The 20,993-nt window shown below is 67.6% G+C and carries 14 protein-coding genes and 1 pseudogene; 4 read left to right on the forward strand and 11 right to left on the reverse strand.

Going from position 1 to position 20,993, the window contains the following annotated elements; genetic code table 11:
* The first annotated feature begins 73 nt into the window (after window positions 1–73).
* From DOL89_RS18775 to DOL89_RS18785, 3 genes and pseudogenes are all read left to right on the forward strand, one after another.
* A pseudogene (locus tag DOL89_RS18775) lies at window positions 74–1,317 on the forward strand (glycerate kinase type-2 family protein).
* 111 nt (window positions 1,318–1,428) lie between these two features.
* A complete protein-coding gene (locus DOL89_RS18780; protein ID WP_119680890.1) occupies window positions 1,429–2,634 on the forward strand; it encodes an acetyl-CoA C-acetyltransferase in 1,206 nt (401 codons plus the stop codon).
* A gap of 3 nt (window positions 2,635–2,637) precedes the next feature.
* On the forward strand, window positions 2,638–4,821 hold the full coding sequence (locus DOL89_RS18785; RefSeq protein WP_119680891.1) for a 3-hydroxyacyl-CoA dehydrogenase NAD-binding domain-containing protein: 2,184 nt from the start codon (window positions 2,638–2,640) through the stop codon (window positions 4,819–4,821).
* A gap of 106 nt (window positions 4,822–4,927) precedes the next feature.
* On the opposite strand, the gene DOL89_RS18790 is transcribed toward DOL89_RS18785, so the two are convergent.
* From DOL89_RS18790 to DOL89_RS18820, 7 genes are all read right to left on the reverse strand, one after another.
* Window positions 4,928–5,989 carry an osmoprotectant NAGGN system M42 family peptidase gene (locus tag DOL89_RS18790; protein WP_119680892.1) on the reverse strand — a complete coding sequence of 354 codons (1,062 nt, stop codon included), beginning with the start codon at window positions 5,987–5,989 and terminating at the stop codon, window positions 4,928–4,930.
* A gap of 2 nt (window positions 5,990–5,991) precedes the next feature.
* On the reverse strand, window positions 5,992–7,749 hold the full coding sequence (gene ngg / locus DOL89_RS18795; protein WP_119680893.1) for an N-acetylglutaminylglutamine synthetase: 1,758 nt from the start codon (window positions 7,747–7,749) through the stop codon (window positions 5,992–5,994).
* Between the two features lie 43 nt (window positions 7,750–7,792).
* Window positions 7,793–9,595: an N-acetylglutaminylglutamine amidotransferase gene (locus DOL89_RS18800; RefSeq protein ID WP_119680894.1), complete on the reverse strand. Its 1,803-nt coding sequence runs from the start codon at window positions 9,593–9,595 to the stop codon at window positions 7,793–7,795.
* Window positions 9,596–10,197: 602 nt separating this feature from the next.
* Window positions 10,198–11,745, reverse strand: coding sequence for an ATP-binding protein (locus tag DOL89_RS18805; protein WP_119680895.1), 1,548 nt, complete (start codon window positions 11,743–11,745; stop codon window positions 10,198–10,200).
* A 122-nt stretch (window positions 11,746–11,867) separates the two neighbouring features.
* Entirely contained in the window at window positions 11,868–12,083 is a 216-nt protein-coding gene (locus DOL89_RS18810) for a hypothetical protein (protein WP_162937672.1), read from the reverse strand.
* A 256-nt stretch (window positions 12,084–12,339) separates the two neighbouring features.
* Window positions 12,340–13,572, reverse strand: a complete 1,233-nt coding sequence (locus DOL89_RS18815; RefSeq protein WP_119680897.1) for a YeeE/YedE family protein — start codon at window positions 13,570–13,572, stop codon at window positions 12,340–12,342.
* 144 nt (window positions 13,573–13,716) lie between these two features.
* On the reverse strand, window positions 13,717–14,721 hold the full coding sequence (locus tag DOL89_RS18820) for a zinc transporter ZntB (RefSeq protein WP_119680898.1): 1,005 nt from the start codon (window positions 14,719–14,721) through the stop codon (window positions 13,717–13,719).
* A gap of 177 nt (window positions 14,722–14,898) precedes the next feature.
* Here DOL89_RS18820 and DOL89_RS18825 point away from each other — a divergent pair, with 177 nt between their 5' ends.
* Window positions 14,899–15,549, forward strand: a complete 651-nt coding sequence (locus tag DOL89_RS18825) for a carbonic anhydrase (RefSeq protein ID WP_119681363.1) — start codon at window positions 14,899–14,901, stop codon at window positions 15,547–15,549.
* A gap of 6 nt (window positions 15,550–15,555) precedes the next feature.
* Here DOL89_RS18825 and DOL89_RS25875 read toward each other — a convergent pair whose 3' ends face one another.
* The 4 genes from DOL89_RS25875 to rimO form a co-directional block, all read right to left on the reverse strand.
* Entirely contained in the window at window positions 15,556–17,019 is a 1,464-nt protein-coding gene (locus tag DOL89_RS25875; RefSeq protein WP_119680899.1) for a methyl-accepting chemotaxis protein, read from the reverse strand.
* Window positions 17,016–18,767, reverse strand: coding sequence for a putative bifunctional diguanylate cyclase/phosphodiesterase (locus tag DOL89_RS18835; RefSeq protein ID WP_119680900.1), 1,752 nt, complete (start codon window positions 18,765–18,767; stop codon window positions 17,016–17,018). Before DOL89_RS18835 ends, DOL89_RS25875 begins: the two co-directional genes overlap by 4 nt.
* A gap of 341 nt (window positions 18,768–19,108) precedes the next feature.
* Window positions 19,109–19,480, reverse strand: a complete 372-nt coding sequence (gene rpsL, locus DOL89_RS18840) for a 30S ribosomal protein S12 (RefSeq protein ID WP_119680901.1) — start codon at window positions 19,478–19,480, stop codon at window positions 19,109–19,111.
* 149 nt (window positions 19,481–19,629) lie between these two features.
* Window positions 19,630–20,952, reverse strand: coding sequence for a 30S ribosomal protein S12 methylthiotransferase RimO (rimO, locus tag DOL89_RS18845; protein ID WP_119680902.1), 1,323 nt, complete (start codon window positions 20,950–20,952; stop codon window positions 19,630–19,632).
* Between the last annotated feature and the right edge of the window lie 41 nt (window positions 20,953–20,993).

The raw sequence follows: 20,993 nt of genomic DNA on the forward strand, positions 1-20,993 counted from the left end.
GCCGGCCCGAAAAGGCCCGAACCGTCCCGCGGACGGGGAGGGCAGATCCAAGAGCATGCGGAGGAGCAGTGCCATGACCCCCGACGATCCCGCCGCCCTGCTGCGCCGCCTGTTCGATACCGCCGTGCATGCGGTCGCGGCCGAAACCGCCGTGCCGCCCGCCCTGCCGGAGCCGCCGAAGGGCCGCACCGTGGTGGTGGCTGCCGGAAAGGCCGCCGCCGCGATGGCCGCGGTGGTGGAGGCGCACTGGCCGGGCGAGCTGTCGGGCTGGCGGTGACCCGCTACGGTCACGGCCTGCCGACCCGCAGGATTGAGGTGGTGGAGGCCTCCCACCCGGTGCCCGACGCCGCCGGGCAGGAGGCGGCGCGGCGCATCCTGGACATGGCGGCGGAGCTTGGGCCGGACGATCTGCTGCTCTGCCTGATCTCCGGCGGCGGCTCGTCCCTGCTGGCGCTGCCGGCACCGGGCATCACGCTTCAGGACAAGCAGGCGGTGGCGAAGGCGCTGCTGCGGTCGGGGGCGACGATCTCGGAGATCAATGCGGTACGCAAGCACCTCTCCGCCATTAAGGGCGGGCGTCTGGCGGCGGCGGCCTGGCCGGCGCGCTGCGTGACGCTGGCGGTGTCGGATGTGCCCGGCGACGATCCGGCGGTGATCGCCAGCGGTCCCACCGTGCCCGACCCCAGCACCTTCGCGGAGGCGCGCGCCGTGCTGGCGAAATACGGGATCGAGCCGCCGCCCGCCATCGCCGCCATCCTGGAGGAGGCAGCGGAGGAAAGCCCGAAGCCCGGCGACCCCAGTCTGGCCAATGCCGAGTTCCGCATGATCGCCACACCGATGCAGGCGCTTGAAGCCGCGGCGGCGGAAGCGCGTAAGGCCGGACTCAATCCCATCATTCTGGGCGACGATCTGGAAGGAGAGGCGCGGGAGCTGGGAGCCGCCCACGCCAAGTTGGCGATGGAGGCGGAGTCCGGCACGGTGATCCTGTCCGGCGGCGAGACCACCGTAACGGTGCGCGGCCAGGGGCGCGGCGGGCGCAATGTGGAATATCTGCTGGGCTTCGCCCTGGCGCTGGGTCCGGTGCCCAACGTCTGGGCGCTGGCCTGCGACACCGACGGCATCGACGGGACGGAGGACAATGCCGGCGCCATCCACCGCCCCGGCAGCCTGTCCCGCGGCCGCTCCCAGGGGCTGGACCCCGACGCCATGCTGGCCGACAACGACGCCTATGGCTGGTTCAAGCGGCTGGGCGACCTGATCGTCACCGGGCCGACCCGCACGAACGTCAACGATTTCCGGGCCATCCTGATCGGGTGAGGGCCCGGGGTCCGCAGCTCACCCGTTCCCGCACCGACCGTTCGTGCTAAAACAAACCTGACCCGCGCGCCCGACCCATGAGGCGCACCGCGAGAAGCAGGGACCGAGGAAATGCCGGAAGCCTATATCTACGACCATGTCCGCACGCCCCGGGGCAAGGGCAAGAAGGACGGCTCGCTGCACGAGATCACGCCGATCCAGCTTGCGACACAGGTTCTGGCGGGTTTGCGCGACCGGAACGGCCTGGATACGGCCTGTGTGGACGATGTCATCCTGGGCTGCGTCAGCCCGGTGGGGGAGCAGGGGGCGGACATCGCCCGCGTCGCCGCCATCAATGCCGATTTCGACCAGACCGTGGCCGGGGTGCAGATCAACCGCTTCTGCGCCTCGGGGCTGGAGGCGGTGAACATGGCGGCCTCCAAGGTCATGTCCGGCCAGTCGGACCTGACCATCGGCGGCGGGGTGGAGAGCATGAGCCGCGTGCCCATCGGGGCGGATGGCGGGGCCTGGGTCAGTGACCCGGCCGTGGCGATCAAGACCTACTTCGTGCCCCAGGGCATCAGCGCCGACCTGATCGCCACCAAGTACGGCTACAGCCGCGACGATGTGGACGCCTACGCCGTGGAAAGCCAGAAGCGCGCCGCCGCGGCCTGGGCGGAGGGGCGCTTCTCCCGCTCCGTCCAGCCGGTCAAGGACGTGATCGGCATGACGGTGCTTGACCATGACGAGATGGTGCGCCCGACCACCATGCAATCGCTTGGCGGCCTGAACCCGTCCTTCGCCGAGATGGGCCGGAATTATGGTTTCGACAGCGTCGCGGTGCAGAAATACCCGCAGGTGGAGCGAATCAACCATGTCCACCATGCCGGCAACAGCTCCGGCATCGTGGACGGGGCGGCCGGCGTGCTGATCGGCACAAGGGAGATGGGGGAGCAACTCGGCCTCAGGCCCCGCGCCCGCATCCGCAGCTTCGCCTCCATCGGGTCGGAGCCGACGATCATGCTGACCGGTCCCAGCTTCTCCGCCGAGAAGGCGCTGAAGCGGGCCGGCATGAGCAAGGCCGACATCGACCTCTGGGAGCTGAACGAGGCCTTCGCGGCCGTGGTGCTGTGCTTCATGGATGCGCTGGACATCCCGCACGACCGGATCAACGTCAATGGCGGGGCCATCGCCATGGGCCACCCGCTGGGCGCCACCGGGGCCATGATCCTGGGCGTGCTGCTGGACGAGATGGAGCGGCGCGACCTCTCCACCGGCCTTGCCACTTTGTGTGTGGGTGCGGGCATGGGCACCGCCACCATCGTCGAGCGGGTGTGAGCCATGACCAGCAGCATCACCATCGCCGTCGACGCCGGCGGCATCTGCACCCTGACCATAGACCAGCCGGGCCGGTCGATGAACGTGATCGACACCCGTTTCGCCGATGAGTTCGCCGCCGCCGTGGCGCGCGCGGCCAAGGACGACGCGGTCAAGGGCGTCCTGATCACCTCCGCCAAGAAGGATTTCCTGGCCGGGGCCGACCTTGTCGGTTTCGAAGCCTGGATGGAGGAGGCGCGCAGCCAGCCGGTGGAACAGGTTTATGCGGAGTTGAGCAAGTTCACCCGCACCCTCCGGGCGCTGGAGACCTGCGGCAAGCCGGTGGCCTGCGCCATCAACGGCACGGCGCTGGGCGGCGGGTTCGAGATCGCGCTGGCCTGCCACTACCGCGTGGCGGCGGATACGCCTTCGGCCAGGCTAGGGCTGCCGGAGGTGCAGGTCGGCCTGCTGCCGGGGGCCGGCGGCACCCAGCGCCTGCCGCGCATGATCGGCATCCAGGCGGCCCTGCCGCTGCTGTTGGAAGGCCGGCACCTGTCGCCGGAGAAGGCCAGGGCCGCCGGGCTGGTGCATGAGATCGTGGCGGCGGATTCGGTGGCGGAGGCGGCGCGGGCCTGGCTGCTGTCCGACAACGCCGCGGCGGTGCAGCCCTGGGATCAGAAGGGCTTCAAGGTGCCGGGCGGTGCTGGCGGCATGAATTCTGGCACGGTGCAGGCCTTCATGGCCGGCAACGCCCTGCTCCAGGCCCGGACCTGGCACAATTACCCGGCACCGGAAGCCATCATGTCCTGCGTCTATGAGGGCACCCAGCTCCCCATGGACAAGGCCTTGGCGGTGGAGGCCAAGTACTTCACCAAGCTGTTTCTAGACCCCGTTGCGCGGAACATGATCCGCACCCTGTTCCTGAACAAGGGCAGGGCGGACAAGCTGGCGCGCCGCCCGGCCGGCGTGCCGAAGGCGGAATTCCGCCGGATCGGCATGCTGGGGGCCGGCATGATGGGCGGGGCCATCGCCTATGTGGCGGCCTCCCGCGGGATCGAGGTCGTGCTAATCGACCAGAGCCTCGAGGCGGTGGAGCGTGGCAAAGGCCATGCCGCCAAGCTGCTGTCGAGCCAAGTCGCGAAGGGCCGGATGGAGCAGGCCGATGCGGACGCCATCCTTGCCCGCATCCTGCCCGGCACGGACTACGCGGCGCTGGCCGACGCCGACTATGTGATCGAGGCGGTGTTCGAGGACCGTGAAATCAAGGCGGAGGTGACCCGCAGGGCGGAGGCCGCCATGCCGGCCGGCGCAATCATCGGCACCAACACCTCCACCCTGCCGATCACCGGGCTGGCCCAGGCCAGCGTGCGGCCGGAGCGGTTCATCGGCATCCACTTCTTCAGCCCCGTCGACAAGATGCCGCTGGTGGAGATCATCCGCGGCGAGCGGACGGGGGAGGCAGCGCTGGCGGTGACGCAGGACCTGGTCCGGGCACTGGGCAAGACGCCCATCGTCGTCAATGACGGACGTGGCTTCTTCACCAGCCGCTTCTGCGGCGCCTACATGAACGAGGGGCAGACCTTGCTTCTAGAGGGCGTCGGTCCGGCGCTGATCGAGAATGCCGGAAGGCTGGCCGGCATGCCGGTGGGGCCGCTGGCCCTGGCGGATGAAACGGCCCTGGACCTCGCCTGGAAAATCTACCGGCAGTGGGAAAAGGATCTCGGGGCCGATTACGTCCCGGCAACCGGCTGGGATGTGGTCCGCCGCATGGTGGAGGAGTTCGGGCGGCCCGGACGAAAGGCGGGCAAAGGCTTCTACGACTATCTGGAGAGTGGGGAGAAACGCCTCTGGCCCGGGCTGGGCGCTCACTGGCCCCGGAAGCCGGAGGCGGAGCAGCCGGATGTCGAGGAGGTGAAGATGCGCCTGCTCTATGCCCAGGCCATCGATGCCGTGCGCGCCATGGAGGACGGGGTGCTGACCACGCCGGAGGATGGCGATGTTGGGGCCATCCTTGGCTTGGGGTATGCGCCCTGGAGCGGCGGACCCTTTTCGCTGATCGATACCGTGGGGGCGGCGAGTTTCGTCAGCCAGTGCGAGGCCCTGGCCGCCCGGCATGGCCCCCGCTTCGCCCCGCCGGCCCTGCTGAAGCGCATGGCGGCGGAGGGGCGGCGGTTCTATCCGCGGGCGGCGGCAAAGGCGGCCGCTTGAGGTGGGTCGCAAGCAGCGAAGCGGATTGCGACATGTGTTCGACGGATCTGGACGACGTCGCAATCCGCTCCGCTGCTTGCGACCTACGCCAGCCTACGGTTCGGCGTCAGGCACTGTCCTCCGGCGGGGACTGCATGTAGACGGCGATAAGGCGCGCCACGTCGACCAGGGCGGAGGCGTGGATGCGCTCATAACCATGGCTGGCGTCGATGCCGAAGCAGATGAGCGCCGTGCGCATGTCGTTGCCGGCTTCCAGCGCCGCGGCGCTGTCGCAGCGGTAATAGCGGAAGACATCGCGCTGGTGCGGGATGTGGAATTCCCGGCAGAGGCCGATCAGGCTTTTCGTCAGGCGCATGTCGAACGGCCCGGTCATGTCGGCCATGGCCACGGTCACCCCGAACTCGGACGAGTTCTGGCCCGGAGCCGTGGTGCCGTTATCAATGGTCACCATTTCCGACACGTCCTGGTGCAGGCCGGTGGAGGCGCCGCTGCCGACCTCCTCGCTGATGGTGACCAGCAGGTGGCAATCCACCGGCAGCTCCACCCCGGCCTCGAGCACCGCCTTGGCGGCGGCCAGCATGATGGCCACCCCGGCCTTGTCGTCCAGGTGGCGGGAATTGATGAAGCCGCTGTCCGTGACCTCCGGCTGGGGATCGATGGCGACGCCGTCGCCGACATGGATGCCCAGATCCAGGATGTCCTGCAAAGTGGTGCAGCGCTCATCGATGCGCAGCTCCACATGCCGCCAGCCGACCGGCTGGGTGTCGATCTCCTCGTTGAAGGTGTGGCCCGACGCCTTCAGCGGCAGGATGGTGCCGCGGTATCGCTTCGACTCCGCCATGATGGTGCAGCGCGCACCCTCGGCGAAGCGGGCGGACCAGTGCCCGATGGGCACCAGCTCCAGCCGTCCGTTCTCCTTCAGCCGCTTCACCTGGGCGCCCAGCGTATCGACATGGGCCACCACCGCCCGGTCCGGCGAATAGCGCCGGCCGGACAGGTTGGCACGGATGGCGCCGCGGCGCGTCATCTCGTACTTGATGCCGAGGCGGGTCAGCTCGTTCTGGAGAAACTGGATCGCCTCGTCGGTGAAGCCGGTCGGGCTCGGGATCGCCAAGAGCTGGCGCAAGGTGTCCAGCAGGTAATCCCGGTCGATCGGCAGATCCTTCATCCTCAATGTCCTCCGCGGGTATGTGGGAACAGTAGGTCGATGAACCGCTCCGCCGTCGGGGCCGGCTCATGGTTGGCAAGGCCGGGACGCTCATTCGCCTCGATGATGACGTAGTCCTCGCCCTCCACGTCGGGAACCAGGAAATCGAACCCGACAAGCGGAATATCAAGGGCCCGCGATGCCTTCACCGCCACTTCCGCCAGATGCGGGTTCAGGCGGGCGGTCACATCGTGGATCGTGCCGCCGGTGTGCAGGTTGGCGGTCTTGCGCACCGGCAGCACCTTGCCCTCCGGCAGCACATCCTCCATGGACAGGCCAGCGCTGCGCACGCAGCGTTCCGTTTCCGCATCCATTGGAATGCGGCTCTCCCCGCCGGTGGCGGCGGCGCGGCGGCGGCTCTGCGCCTCGATCAGCTCCCGGATCGTGTGCTGGCCGTCACCAACCACCTCCGCCGGGCAGCGGACGGCGGCGGCCACCACCTCATGCCCGATCACGATGATGCGCAGATCCTGGCCCTCGCAGAACTGTTCCAGCAGCACCGTCTCGCAATGGTGGCGGGCGCTGGCGATGGCCCGTTCCAGCGTCTCCTCGTCGCGGACATCTACGGTGATGCCGCGGCCCTGCTCGCCGCGGGCGGGCTTGACCACGATGCGGCCATGCTCCTCCAGGAAGGCCTTGTTGCCCTCGCCGAAATCGGCGACCGCCTGGGCCGGCACCTTCAGACCGTTCTTGACCATCAGCCGGCGGGTCACCGCCTTGTCGTCGCACCGGCTCATGGCAATGGCGCTGGTCAGCTCCGTCAAGCTCTCGCGGCAGACGATGCTGCGCCCGCCGGCGGTCAGGCTGAAGAAGCCGCCCTCCGCGTCCAGCACCTCCACCGCGATGCCGCGCCGGCGCGCCTCCTTCACCAGGATGGCGGCATAAATGTTTAGCTTGGCCTCATCCTCCGGCGGCGGGCCGATGAACAAGCTCTCATTGATCGGGCTCTTGGTCTTGAGCGCGAAGGCCGGGATGCGGCGGAAGCCCAGCTTCTCATAGAGCGCGATGGCCTGGTCGTTGTTGTGCAGCACGGACAGGTCCATGAAGGCGCGTCCACGCGCCTGGAAATGTTCCGCCAGCGTGCGAACCAAGCTTTCCCCGATGCCAGGGAAGCTGGCCTGCGGATCGACCGCCAGGCACCAGAGGCTGCTGCCGTTTTCCGGATCGTTGAAGGCGCGCTGGTGGTCCACGCCGGTGACCACGCCGACCACCTTGCCGTTGTTCTGGTCAATGGCGACCAGATGGGTCAGGGTCTGGCTGTTGCGGGTCTCGTACAGGAACTCAGGGGCGGGGGGCACCATGCCGCGGCGGGAGTAGATGCCGTGCGCGCCCACGGCCTCCTCCTCCTGGCGCAGACGCTGGATCGCATAGCCCTTGGGGCGGCGCCGGCCGGGGCGGTAGCCGCTCAGCCACAGGCGGTAGGTGTGGCTGGGGTCCAGGAACAGCTCCTGCGGCGCCCGGGACAGCGCGACATGGGGATCGTGCAGATACAGCGCGATGTCGCGCTGGCCCGGCTTCTCCTGCCGCATCACCTCGACCAGCCGGTCCAGGTCGCGGAAGGTATGGGCGAAGATCAACCGGCCCCAACCGCAATCCACAACCGATTCGGGGACCTCCTCGGGCATGGGGTCGGTCTGGGCAGGGGGGCGACCGATCAAGTTCAAGGTGGGGCTGGCATTACGCTCCAGACGGTGCTGGTGCGGCCCACGCGGAATGGTCATACGATCCTCCAGATATCGGCGGTTCTCGTTCGCGCGGAACCGCTCAGATGCCGTGCTCCTGGAACCAGAACTCGAGCAGGGCGACCTGCCAGAGCTTGGAGCCGCGCAGCGGCGTGATGTGCGCTTCCGGTTCCGCCAACAGCCGGTTGACATAGTTCTCCTGGAAAAGACCGCGGGAGCGAGCCTTCTCGCTGGTGACCAGATCGCGCACCAGTTCCAGGAAGGGGCCACGGAGGTACTTCAATGCCGGCACCGGGAAATAGCCCTTGGGACGGTCGATCACCTCCGATGGGATGACCTTGCGGGCGGCTTCCTTCAGCACGTATTTGCCGTCTTCGGCCACCTTCATCTCAGCCGGAACGCGGGCTGCCAGCTCCACCACCTCGTGGTCCAGGAAGGGCACGCGCGCCTCCAGGCCCCAGGCCATGGTCATGTTGTCCACGCGCTTGACCGGGTCGTCCACCAGCATGACCGTGGTGTCCAGCCGCAGGGCCTGATCCACCGCGCGTTCCGCCCCCGGCATCTTGAACCGCTCCGCCACGAAGGCGCGGGCATGGTCGGTGCCGTCGAACATGGCGGGGCTCAGCACCTGCCGCATCTCGTCGATGCCGCGATCGAAGAACACCTTGGAATAGGCGTCCACAGCCGCATCCGCGCCGGACACGTCCAGCAAAGGCGGGTACCAATGATACCCGCCGAACACCTCGTCCGCCCCCTGGCCGGACTGGACCACCTTCACATGCTTCGCCACCTCCTGGCTCAGCAGGTAGAAACCGATATTGTCGTGGCTGACCATCGGCTCCGACTGGGCGCGGACGCAGTTCACCAGCTCCGGCAGGGCACGGCTGCTGTCCACGAACAGCTTGCGGTGATCGGTGCCGAAGTGCTTGGCGACGATGTCGGAATACTGGAATTCGTCGCCCCGCTCCTCGCCTACCGTCTCAAAGCCGATGGAGAAGGTCTTGATATTGCTTTGCCCCTCCTCGGCCAGCAGGCCGGTGATGAGAGAGCTGTCCAGCCCGCCGGAGAGCAGCACGCCAACTGGCACGTCCGACACCAGGCGGCGACGCACGGAGGTGCGTAGAACCGAGATCACCTCCTCCTGCCAGTCGGCGAAGCTTTTCCGCTCGTCCCCCGGCTGCGGTCCGTAGGTGACTTCCCAGAATTTGGTCTCGGTCCGGGTGCCGTCCGGCTCCACCGTCATCAGCGTGCCGGGCGGCATCTTCTTGACGCCCTTCAAGATGGTGCGCGGGGCCGGCACCACGGCGTGGAAGCTCATGTAATGGTAAAGCGCCACCGGATCGACGCTCTGGTCGACGCCGCCGCCGGCCACCAGGGCGGGCAGGGAGGAGGCGAAGCGGAAGGCCTTGCCGCCGCCCTCGCCGGGCACCTCCGCCCAGTAAAGCGGCTTGATGCCCAGACGGTCGCGGCCCAGAACGGCGCGGCCCGACTCCCGCTCCACGATGCAGAAGGCGAACATGCCGTTCATGCGCTCGACGAAGCGCGGGCCCCAGGCATGGTAGGCCTTGATCAGCACTTCCGTGTCGCCGGTGGAGAAGAACCGGTAGCCCTTGCCCTCCAGTTCGGCACGCAGCTCCTTGTGGTTATAGATGCAGCCATTGAAGACGATGGACAGTCCCAGCTCGGAGTCCACCATCGGCTGCTGCGCCGCTTCGGAAAGGTCGATGATCTTGAGGCGGCGGTGGCCAAGCGCCACGCGCCCCTGCGCCACCACGCCGTGCCCGTCCGGCCCACGCCGGGACAGAACATCGCACATGGCCTGGACGGCAGCCACGTTGGGGGCATGGCCGGTCTTGGGTTGGATTTCGCCGCTGATACCGCACATCGGCTGTCGAGCTCCTTCGGTTCTTCACACGAGAGGGGCGCCCGACCCGTAAATGGGCCAAACACCAGGGATTCTCGCCCGCTCGCGCGGGAGGTTCCCTTCCTAAACACGGCGACAGGGCAATCGGATGATGCCGCAAGAGTGGTGGCCTTCGCCGGCGGACGCAAAGCGGACGGGTCCAGCTTTCCTGGCCCGTTCCTGACCGCCTGGCCTGTCGGCGCACCGTTCATATGCGGGGAGCGGAAAAATCGCCTGCATATGAGATCGCTGTCGCTGCTGCTGGCGCGCAGATGCGGCCGGCAACGACTTTCTACCTAGAAAGATGATACTTGTCCAATGCCACTGACGCATCCCGGCGTTGAAGCGGAGCGCCGTCCGCGGAAAGGACTTTGCACCGAAACGCAGATCTGGATCGGGCATGAGGGCGAGAGTCGATACCTGCCCTGATCACCTGGCGGTAAGCAGCCGCCCGGCCTTCAGCCTCGGGATGCACCGAGGGGAAGGCAGCCATGCAGGTCAAAAAATCGGGAATATGCAAGAACCGGCACCGGCCGGTGTTCATTGCTCCGACCTTGACACCGAAGCTGCCATGGCGGGAGCGGTCAGGCCGCTCCCGACACTTCCTCGCCGCCCAGCAAGGGCAGGTCCGGTTCTTCCGCATTGGGATTGCCGGGGGCGGTTTCCCACCCCAGGCCCGGCAGGGCGATGATGCGATTGCCCGTCCGGTCGTTGCGCGACACGATCACCGACCGCTGCTCCATATAGCTCAGCAAACGGCGCGCGCGCCCGGCGGAGCGGCTGCCGCAGGCGCGCGCCACCTCGGCATCGCTGGGGCAAGGCGCACGGTCCAGCGCCGCCCGTGCGATCAGCAGGAACACGCCCTGCATGTCCTCCTGCAGGCCGGCGGCGGCGCTGACCGCCTGATCCCATTCCGGGCTGCCGGCCGCCTTGGCGTCCACGCCGGCGCGGATCACCGACAGGCGGCGGCGGAAGGCCGCCATGTCCAGGCTCTCCCCGCGCACGCGGTGGATGCGGCAGCGGACCAGGAAGTCCTGGTACAGCACGGCATCGGTGCGGAAGGCGGCATCCGGGTCCGCCAGCACTTGGCGCAGGATATCGTCCAGCTTCTGCTCCATCTCCGCCGGGTCCGGCGGTTCCGCCTGGGCGTCCGCGGCAGCCTGGGCCGCGGCTTCCGCCTGCCGTTGCCCGGCTATACGGAGAAGCTGGTTGATGTCCTGCGGCGGGGGCGGCGGGGAGCGGCGGACGGGCTGGGCCAGCGGGGTCATCCGCTCCTCGTCCGTGGGCGTCAGGATCAGGTCGCGCGCATCCTCCTGCGGGGTCGTGGGCAGAGGCACCAGCTTGGGGCTGCCGCCCCGGCCGGCGGTTTCCACCGCACCGATGCGCAGCGGCAGGGGGCGGCGGGACAGGGCCGGGCCCAGGGCCACGAAATGCCCGCGCTCCAGGTCGCGGAACATCTCCGCCTGCCGCTTCTCCATGCCGAGCAGATCGGCCGCGCGGGCCATGTCGATATCCAGGAAAGTGCGGCCCATCAGGAAGTTGGAGGCCTCGGCCGCCACGTTCTTGGCCAGCTTGGCCAAGCGCTGGGTGGCGATGACGCCGGCCAGACCGCGCTTGCGGCCACGGCACATCAGGTTGGTCATGGCGCCCAGGCTGACCTTCCGCGCCTCATCCGACACCTCGCCCGCGGCGGCGGGGGCGAAGAGCTGCGCCTCGTCCACCACCACCAGCATGGGGTACCAGACCTCCCGGTCGGCATCGAACAGCCCGCCCAGAAAGGCGGCGGCCATGCGCATCTGCATCTCCACATCCAGCCCTTCCAGGTTCAGGACGACGGAGACGCGGTGCTGGCGCACGCGGGCGGCGACGCGCTGCAGGGAAATTTCGGTATGCTGGTCGGCCTCCACCACCACATGGCCGTACTTGTCGGCCAGGGTGACGAAGTCGCCCTCCGGATCGACGATGCATTGCTGGACATAGGGGGCCGACTGCTCCAGCAGGCGGCGCAGCAGGTGCGACTTGCCGGACCCGGAATTGCCCTGCACCAGCAGGCGGGTCGCCAGCAATTCCTCAAGGTCCATCGTCGCGGGCGCGCCGAGGTCGGTCAGGCCCATGTCGATGCTGATCTTCACAAACCCACTCCCTGGAAAAGCGGCGTGCCGAATCCTGATCGGCCGGCGGCACGCGGCCCTAGGGTATATCGCAGGCCAGGGCTTTCTTTCCAGTAAAGCAGGCCGGCAATGCAGGGTAAGGGTCAGCTCGCAGGTTGCTGCGTTTTTGCGCCTTCCGGCGGAAGTTCCCAGATCGTACAGCGCTGCCCATCGATCATCAGGGCATCCTGCCCGTATGGACAGATTTGGAAGTCCCGGGATTCGAAGCCCACGGCGATCTCGAACCTGGGATTTGCGATGCAAGCGCCGGAGAAGCGCACGAGGTGCCGTTCCGTGCCGCTTCCCTCCACCATGATCATGTCGCGCGAGACGGCCTGCCAGCTTCTGATGCTCCGCCGCATGATGCACCGGTTGCCTGGACCAAGATCCGCGACGTTCGGTTCCGGCGCAGGCGCTGCCGCCGGTCTGGTCCGCAGTGCACCCGCTGAGGGCCTGGAACACGCTCAGAAGCGTGGTTGAGGCGGAAATACCCGCATGGCCTGTCTCCCGCCCAGTCATTCAACAGAACAACCGGGTGGACCGAAGCCCGTTACGGCACGCCGAGTGCTGGATTGCTCATGCGGGTCGGAACCAGGGGCGGAGGCGAAGACCGACCCAATTGCCCGCGAGCGCGGCCGGCAACCAGACCCAGCCATGCAGGCTGCCAGAGGCTACACCGCCGAAATAGGCGCTGATGTTGCACCCCGTGCTGATCCGCGCGCCATAGCCCAGCAGCAGGCCGCCTATGATGCTCGCCGCCAGTATGCGCCAGGGCAGGCGCAGGTTCGGCGCGAAGCGGCCGGCCAGGGCCGCGGCCAAGAGGGCGCCGGCGATCAGGCCGAAATTCATGACCGTGGTGATGTCGGTGAAGATGCTGGACTCCAGGGCCGTGGCCTGGGCGGCATCGGCCCAGTAGTCCCAGAACAGGATGTCCTCATTCCAGTTCATGGCGACCTTGGACCCCCAGAGGGTGAAGGCATTGGTGATGCCCCAGGGCCGGCCGGCCACTGCCAGCGTCGCGAAATTCAGCACGGCCAGCGCTACGGCGCCCCACAGCAGCGGCCAGCGCCCGCGCAGCATACGGCGCCACAACGGCCCATCCGTCACGGCGCTGCTGTTCAGCTCATGCTGAAGCGTGCCGTGCCGGCGCTTCTCCAGCCAGACAGTCAGGGCGTAGACTGCGCCAAACACGGCCAGATTGACGGCCAGCGCCGGCAGCCAGCCCAGTTCCCCGATTAGCCAGACGGATTCGAAGCGGGGCAGGCTGTTCCACCAGGGCAGGTGCGGCGCGCCGACGGTCGAGCCGACGATGAAGAAGGCCAGGGTCACCAGCATGGCGGTGCTGCCCCCGCCGATGGTGTAGAGCGTGCCGGAGGCGCAGCCGCCGGCGATCTGCATGCCGATGCCGAACATGAAAGCTCCGGCCACCACCGCCGTGCCGACAGGGAAGATGATCCCGCCGACGGACTGGCCGAACAGGCTGCCATGGCCGAGCGCCGGGAAGAACAGGGCACAGGCCACAGCCAGCATCACCATCTGCGCCCGGATGCCGGCCCCCCGCCCGTCGGTCAGGAAAACGCGGAAGGCATGGGTGAAGCCGAAGGCGGCATGATAAAGCACGACACCGAGCGCACCGCCTAGCAGGTAAAGCACAGCTTGGCGTCCCGACACCGCATCGCCCAGCCAAAGGGCTCCGCCCGCCAACGCCAGCAGCGCCGCCAGGGCCGGCAGCCGGTTGACGGGCGGTTCGGTCGCGCTGCTCGCTGCGGAGGGCAGGGGCGCGCTGCCCGCCATTGCTGTGCTGCTCATACTACACCGCTAAAAATGTGGTTGGTTTGGCTTGTGCGAGTGGAAATGTAGGTTTGACGGGAGACCTTTAACAACCCGCCCCGTGCGCAATGTCGGCAACTCTCCGCCGCGCCGGGCGCGGGGCAGCGCCATAGGGCGGCCGGATCAGATCCATTTCAGCCAGCGGAGCAGCGCCAACTGAAGAAGCGCGAACAGGCCCAGAAGCCCGCAGACGATCAGAAAGGCATTGCCGCTCTCCGCACCCGGAATCCCGCCCACATTGATTCCCAGCAGACCCGTGACGAAGGTCAGGGGCAGGAACATGCCCGCCATCAAGGACATCAGGTAAAGGCGGCTGTTGAGCTGCTCCGTCAGCCGGTTTGCGACTTCGTCCTGCAGGACGGCGCCTCTTTCCCAGGTGGCGTTCAGCGCCTCCACATAGCGGGTGACGTCGTCCGCCACCTCCCGCAGGCGGAGCCGCTCCCCCTCGCTGAGCGGAGAGGAGTCGTCTGCCGCCAGTCTGGCCAGGGCATCGCGTTGCGGGGCGATGTAGCGGCGCAGGATCGCGGCCTGACGGCGCAGGCCGGCCAGACGGACGCGGGTGGTCCGGGGCAACTCGTCGGCATCGGGATCGGCCACGCTGTCCAGCACCTCCTCCATCTCCAGGATGATCGGCTCCATCATCTCGGTCATGCTTTCGGCCAGCATGACGATCAGGTCGCCGGGATCGGCGGGACCGTGCCCGGCGGCAATGGCGTCGCGCACCTGCGCCACGGCGAGAAGCCGACGCAGCCGCACGGTCACGATCCGGCGATCCTGGACCCAGATGCGCAGGGAGATCATGTCTTCCGGCTCCGCGCCGGGGTTCAGGTTGACGCCGCGCAGGATCAGGACCATGCCGCCCGCGACCTTGACCAGCCTGGGCCGGGTCTCCTCCGCCGTCAGGGCCTCCACCGCCAGCTCCGGAATCCCGCTTTCCCGCTCCAGCCAGTCCATGGTTTCCTGGACTTTGCGGTCCAGATGCAGCCAGAGCACCTCTCCCTCCGCCGGCTCGGCGAGGCGGGCCTCCGCCCAGCCCAGCCGTCGCCCGCCTCCGCGCCCATCCAGCATATGGCCGTGGATCAGGGGGCCGTCCGGCGTGATCGGGTCGTTGCTCTGGTGTGTTGTCATGGTCCGGTCCGCTGTGCAATTCGGCGCTGCGGGCGGACCCTACCATCAGTAGGCTTGCCGGGCAGCAGGACCGGCAGGGTCTATGAAGAGGTTGCGATAGATCGATTGCAGCGTTAACAGGGATACATCCTGCGCCCGCCAGATGCGGGCGGCGATCCCAATCGGGGCATGGCGACCATGGAAAGTCTTCTGGAAGGATACCGGCGCTTCCGCACAGGCACATGGCGGGTCGGGCGCGATCTCTATCAGCGCCTGGCAGAGGACGGGCAGCAGCCCAAATGCATGATTATCGCCTGCTCCGACAGCAGAGTGGACCCGCAGCTCATTTTCGATGCGGGGCCCGGCGACATATTCGTCGTGCGCAACGTGGCGAACCTGGTGCCGCCCTATGCGCCCAACCAGGACTTCCACGGCACCAGCGCCGCGCTGGAATTTGCGGTGACGCAGTTGCAGGTGCAGAACATCGTCGTCATGGGCCATGCCGGCTGCGGCGGCATTGCCAGCCTGTTGAAGCAGAGCACCGCCCCGACCGACTTTGTCGGCGCCTGGATGCGCATTGCCGAGCCCGCGCGCGTCAAGGCGCTGGCCTGCTGCGCGGGCGATCCGGTCAAACTCCAGACCACCTGCGAGCATGCGGCGGTGGAGGTGGGGTTGGAAAACCTGATGACCTTCCCCTGGGTCAGGGAGCGGGTGGAGACCGGAGCCCTCAAGCTGGTCGGATGTCATTTCGACATCGCAACGGGTGAGCTGAAGTTCCTCTCCGGCGGGTCTGAATTGCTGGAGCCGGACGCGCCCGGCGAGGGGATTGCCGAATCGCCGGCGTTCTAGGAACCGTCAGGCCGCGCTCCGCACCTCTTCGGCGAATTTGCCAACGGCGGCGGTCAGGCTTTCCGTCCGGGCCTTCAGGGTTTCCGACAGGCGGGTCATCCGGTCCGCGGCCTCGCCGGTCGAGCGGCCTACGGCCACGACCTCCTCGCTGAGGTCGGCGGAGGCGCGGCTTGCCTCCGCGGCGGCGGCGGCGTGACCGGCCATGTCGCGGGTGGCCGCATCCTGCTCGGTCACGGCCCCGGCGATGGTCGCGTTGACCTGATCCAGGTCCAGGATCACGGTGGCGATCTCCTCAATGGCGGCCACCGCCTCATCCGTGCTCTTGCGGATGGCGGCGATCTTGGCTCCGACTTCCTGGGCGGAGCGGGCGGACTGCCCGGCCAGATTCTTCACCTCGTTGGCGACCACGTTGAAGCCCTTGCCGGCCTCTCCGGCGCGGGAGGCCTCGATCGTGGCGTTGAGGGCCAGGAGCTGGGTCTGTGCGGCCAGTTCGCTGATGGCGTCCAGCACGCTGTCGATGCTGCGGGTCGTCTCCACCAGGCTGCCGACGATATGCCGGGTCTCGCGCGCCCGCTCGGCCGCCCGGTGGCTGACCGCGGCGGAACGCTCAAGCTGCTCCCCGATCTCCGAGATGGAGGCGGCCAGTTCGCCGGTGCCGGCGGCCAGCGTCTCCACATTCATGGACGCCCCCTCGCTGGAGCGGCTGACGCCCACCGCGATATCGATCCCCTTGCGGGCGAAGCCGCGGAGGTTCTCGGCATCCTCGGCAGCCAGTCTGGCAGCGTCCGACACCTCCACCGCCAGCCGGCCGACCTCCGCCTCCAGCTTGTCGGCGACCTGCATCAGCACGGCCATCCGTTCCTCCCGCGCCTTGGCGGCCAGCATCTCCCGCTCCTGTGTGGCGGCTTCCACCTCATCCCTGGCGTGGTGGGCGTCGTCCAGGGCGGCCTGCGATGCCAGGAAGGCGCGGGACAGGGTGGTGGCGAGCCAGAGCAGTAGGGCCGTCTCGAACAGCACCAGCCAGATATGCAGGCCCAGGCGCAGCACCTCCAGCCCGCCCGGCATCAGATAGTCCGGCGCCAGCAACGCCGCCAGCAGGTGATGTGCCACGACCGCGCCCGCGGCGGCCACGATGGCGGCCCGATCGCAGAAGCCCGCGACCACGGCCAGCAGCACGAAGAAGTAAATATGCAGGTCGCCCTGCCAGGGATGGCCCTGGAAAGCGACCATTGCCGCACCTGCGGCCAGCGGCAGAGCGGCGCCCAGCACCACCCGCTCCGCCACTGTGTCCCGCAGCAGCCGCCAGGCGCACAGGGCGATGATGAACAGCGTGCCGGTCAGCAGGGCCGCATGGCCGCTGAAGCCGGAGGTCAGCAGCCATTCGCCAGCCGCGATCGACGGCACCTGGACCAGAAGCAGGCCCAGGATGAGCAGGGCGGTGAGATGGCGGATGTGGCGCAACTGGGTCATGTGCAGGTCTCCGGGCGGGACAGTGCGGGATCGGGGGAGCAGTCCAGGCGCATGAGGTCGGTGAGCGGCATGGGGCGTCCGAACAGCCAGCCCTGGCCATACTGGCAGCCCAGGCGCAGTAGTTTCTCCGCCTGCTCGGCGGTTTCCACACCTTCTGCCACGATGGCCCGGTCCAAGGCGCCGCCAAGAGCCACGACCATGCGTACGATCTCCGCATCCTCGGTCTCGGCATCCATGCCGGCGATGAAGGAGCGGTCAATCTTGATCTCGTCGGCGGGAAGCTGGCGCAGGCTGGCCAGGGTGGCGAATCCGGTACCGAAATCATCCAGGGCCACGGTGAGGCCCAGGGCGCGGAGTTCAGACAAGGTGCGGCGGGCCGTACCGGCATCGCTGGCCAGCGCCGTCTCCGTCACTTCGATCAGGAGGTCGGAGGGGCGCAGCCCATAGGCGTCGAGCAGGCCCGCAACATGCTGCGCCAGCCCGGGATGGGTGAGCTGGAGGGGCGAGACGTTCGCAGCGAAGGGAATCGGCGGAAGGTTGGCGGCTTTCCAGGCGGCGGCGGCTCCGGCCACCTGCTCCAGGACCCAGCCGCCGATCTCCTCGATCAGGCCAAGCTCCTCCGCCATGGGGATGAAGGTGGCCGGCGGCACCGGCCCGATGACCGGGTCCGTCCAGCGGATCAGCGCTTCGGCCCCGGCCAGCTGGCCGGTACGCAGATCGATGCGCGGCTGGAACGCCAGGGCGAACGCCTTCGTCCTTACGGCTTGGCGCAGGGCCGCCTCGATCCGAAGTCGTGCCTTCATCTGTTCGGAAGCCGTGCTGCTGAAGGAGGAGCAGCGGTTTGCGCCCAGCTTCTGCGCTTCATCCACGGCCGCCGCAGCATGGCGCAGCAGCATATCGGCGCTGGTTCCATCCACCGGGGAGGCGGCAAGTCCGACGGAACTGGTCAGGGGGGCGCCTAAGCCGCAGCCCGCGCCCGCGGCGGTGACGGCCTGCTGAAGCACCCTCGCCAACGCTGGAAGCTGATGTGGCGGGCGCGACGGGGTCATTACGGCGAATTCGTCGCCGGACAGGCGGGAGACCAGCTCTGTCGGACGTAGCCGGCCCCGCAGCCCCCGGGCCGCGGCGATCAGAACGCGGTCGCCGGCAGCATGTCCGAAGTGCTCATTGATGCGGCGGAAATTATCGATGTTCAGCACGATCAGGCCGACCGTGCTCCCCGTGCGGGCCGCGTCCCTCATGGCCTGGGCGAGCCGGTCGGTGAAATAGCTCCTGTTCGGCAGCCCGGTGAGCGCATCGAAGCGCGATTGCCGCTCAGCCCTGCTCCGTGCCCGGCGGTGCTCCGTCACGTCGGTGAAGACGGCAATGTGGCGCACGGCGCCGCTCTGCGGATCGGCGATCCGGAAGATGCGCAGCCGCTCCAGATAAATGTCGCCGGCCTTGTTGCGGTTCCAGATCTCGCCGGCCCACTGATGCCTGGTCAGGAGCGAGCGCCAGATATCCTTGTAGAAGGCGGAACCATGCCGGCCGGAACTCAACATGGACGGTTTCCGCCCAACCGCCTCCGCCGCCGTATATCCGGTAACATGGGTGAAGGCGGGATTCACCGTCAGGATGCGGTTGTCGGCATCGGTGACGATCACCCCGTCATTGGTCGATGCCATCAGCGTGGCCAGCAGCGGCCCGTCATAGGACGTGGCCCCAGGCGGGCGCAGGGGCAGGCACATGAAATCGGTCAGCGCATCCATGATCTTGCAGTCCAGCGGCGGCCCGGAGGGCAGCCGTTCCGCGGAATCCGTCGGCGCACACGGTCCCACATCCGACCGGCCCGCGGATTTGATGCAAGTCAATAGATTGGCGAAATCGTTTGGATAGTGACGGGTTGGTGCGGCCGGCCCTGAAAACGCGAAACGCGGCCCCCGGATACCGGGGACCGCGCTCTGCTCCTCACGACCGATGCGCTATGGCACGGACGTGGCGGGATCGCTGTGCACTGCCAGCCCGCAGGCGCCACCCTTCGCGGAAAGCGACGGGGCTGCCGAAGGCGGGCGGCGGAGCCATGCGGTCCGCCAGCCGGCAGGCAACGATCTTACTTCGGCCGCTTGGCGCCGTAGCGGGACCGCTTCTGCTTACGGTCCTTCACGCCCTGGGCGTCCAACGTACCGCGGATCACGCGGTGGGACACGCCGGGAAGGTCGTTCGGACCGCCGCCCTGGATCAGGACCACCGAGTGCTCCTGCAGGTTATGGCCCTCGCCGGGGATGTAGCTGGTGACTTCGTGGCCGTTGGACAGGCGCACACGGGCGACCTTACGCAGTGCCGAGTTCGGCTTACGCGGGGTCACGGTGTACACGCGGGTGCAAACACCGCGAAGCTGGGGATTGCCTTCGAGACCCAGGCGCCGCTGCTTCTCTTCGGGCGGCTTGCGGGGGTTCGAGATCAACTGATTGATAGTGGGCATTGACTCTGTTGCTCCAGTCGCAAGAAGGCCAGCCTTCTAACAGGCCTCCCCAGCCAAATCAAGGGTGGTTGCACGTAAAATGGCGTATGAGCCATGCATCCGCGCCCCTGGAATGGGGCGCGGCCGGAATGGCTCTCCGGCCGCTTATATCACGCGTGGACGCGGCTTGCCCAGAAATCGTACTCGTCGGACTCTTCGATTTTCGCCTGGACGATGTCGCCCGGCTTCAGGCCGGTTTCGCCTTGAAGGAAGGTGATGCCGTCCACCTCGGGCGCGTCCCACTTGGTGCGGCCGATCGCGCCCTCCTCATCCACCTCGTCGATGATGATGGGCGTGGTGCGGCCGATGCGGCGGCGCAGGACACGGGCGCTGATGGCCTGCTGGCTTTCCATCAGGCGGTTGAAGCGCAGGTCCTTGACCTCCTCCGGCACGAATCCGCCGAGGTCATTGGCCTTGGCCCCGTCCACATGCTCATAGCGGAAGCAGCCGACGCGGTCGATCTCCGCCTCTTCCAGCCATTGCAGCATGAACTCGAAATCCCCGTCCGTCTCGGTAGGGAAGCCGACGATGAAGGTGCTGCGGATGGCGATGTCCGGGCAGGCCTGGCGCCAGGATTTGATGCGGTTCAGCACCTTTTCCTGGTTGGCAGGGCGCTTCATGGCCTTCAGCACGTTCGGGGAGGCGTGCTGGAACGGGATGTCCAGATAGGGCAGCAGCTTGCCGTCCACCATCAGCTCGATCAGGTCGTCCACCTCGGGATAGGGGTAGACATAGTGCAGGCGCACCCAGATCCCCAGCTCGGCCAGACCGGTGCAGAGGTCCTTCAGCTTGGTCCGGTATTCCTTGTCCCGCCATTGGTCCGCGGCATAGCGGACGTCGACGCCGTAAGCACTGGTGTCCTGTGAGACGACCAGCAGCTCCTTGGTGCCGGCCTTTGCCAGCCCCTCCGCCTCGCGCAGAACATCGGCAACCGGCCGGCTGGCCAGCTTGCCGCGGATCTGCGGGATGATGCAGAAGGTGCAGCTATTGTTGCAGCCCTCGGAAATCTTCAGATACGAGTAGTGGCGCGGCGTCAGCTTCATGCCGCCCGGCGGCAGCAGGCTGGTGAAGGGGCTGTGTGCGATGGGCGCAGCCTCTCGTACCGCCTTCAGCACGGCGTCGTACTGCTGCGGGCCGGTCACGGCCAGCACGGTGGGGTGCGTTTCGCGGATTCGGGCTGGCTCGACGCCAAGGCAGCCGGTCACGATGACCTTGCCATTCTCGGCGATGGCCTTGCCGATGGTGTCCAGCGAGTGCTGCTTGGCGGAATTCAGGAAGCCGCAGGTATTGACGACGACGATGTCGGCATCCTGATAGGTGGGGGCGATGCCGTATCCTTCGGCGCGCAGGCGGGTGATGATCCGCTCGGAATCAACCAACGCCTTCGAGCAGCCCAGGCTGACGAAGCCGACCTGCGGGGACTGATTTGCCATTTGTGGGGGACCCGGTTCCAAAAACAAGCCCCTGATATAGG

It is taken from the genome of Indioceanicola profundi, from assembly GCF_003568845.1.
Classification (GTDB): domain Bacteria; phylum Pseudomonadota; class Alphaproteobacteria; order Azospirillales; family Azospirillaceae; genus Indioceanicola; species Indioceanicola profundi.

What these genes read in the sequence shown, in the direction of transcription:
- DOL89_RS18835 (WP_119680900.1), bottom strand. Translation starts at nt 18,767, where the DNA reads ATGGATGCGCTGACCGATTTCATGTGCCTGCCCCTGCGCCCGCCTGGG.
- DOL89_RS18785 (WP_119680891.1), top strand. Translation starts at nt 2,638, where the DNA reads ATGACCAGCAGCATCACCATCGCCGTCGACGCCGGCGGCATCTGCACC.
- DOL89_RS18815 (WP_119680897.1), bottom strand. Translation starts at nt 13,572, where the DNA reads ATGAGCAGCACAGCAATGGCGGGCAGCGCGCCCCTGCCCTCCGCAGCG.
- DOL89_RS18790 (WP_119680892.1), bottom strand. Translation starts at nt 5,989, where the DNA reads ATGAAGGATCTGCCGATCGACCGGGATTACCTGCTGGACACCTTGCGC.
- rpsL (WP_119680901.1), bottom strand. Translation starts at nt 19,480, where the DNA reads ATGCCCACTATCAATCAGTTGATCTCGAACCCCCGCAAGCCGCCCGAA.
- DOL89_RS18810 (WP_162937672.1), bottom strand. Translation starts at nt 12,083, where the DNA reads ATGATCATGGTGGAGGGAAGCGGCACGGAACGGCACCTCGTGCGCTTC.
- DOL89_RS25875 (WP_119680899.1), bottom strand. Translation starts at nt 17,019, where the DNA reads ATGACCCAGTTGCGCCACATCCGCCATCTCACCGCCCTGCTCATCCTG.
- DOL89_RS18800 (WP_119680894.1), bottom strand. Translation starts at nt 9,595, where the DNA reads ATGTGCGGTATCAGCGGCGAAATCCAACCCAAGACCGGCCATGCCCCC.
- ngg (WP_119680893.1), bottom strand. Translation starts at nt 7,749, where the DNA reads ATGACCATTCCGCGTGGGCCGCACCAGCACCGTCTGGAGCGTAATGCC.
- DOL89_RS18780 (WP_119680890.1), top strand. Translation starts at nt 1,429, where the DNA reads ATGCCGGAAGCCTATATCTACGACCATGTCCGCACGCCCCGGGGCAAG.
- DOL89_RS18825 (WP_119681363.1), top strand. Translation starts at nt 14,899, where the DNA reads ATGGAAAGTCTTCTGGAAGGATACCGGCGCTTCCGCACAGGCACATGG.
- DOL89_RS18820 (WP_119680898.1), bottom strand. Translation starts at nt 14,721, where the DNA reads ATGACAACACACCAGAGCAACGACCCGATCACGCCGGACGGCCCCCTG.
- rimO (WP_119680902.1), bottom strand. Translation starts at nt 20,952, where the DNA reads ATGGCAAATCAGTCCCCGCAGGTCGGCTTCGTCAGCCTGGGCTGCTCG.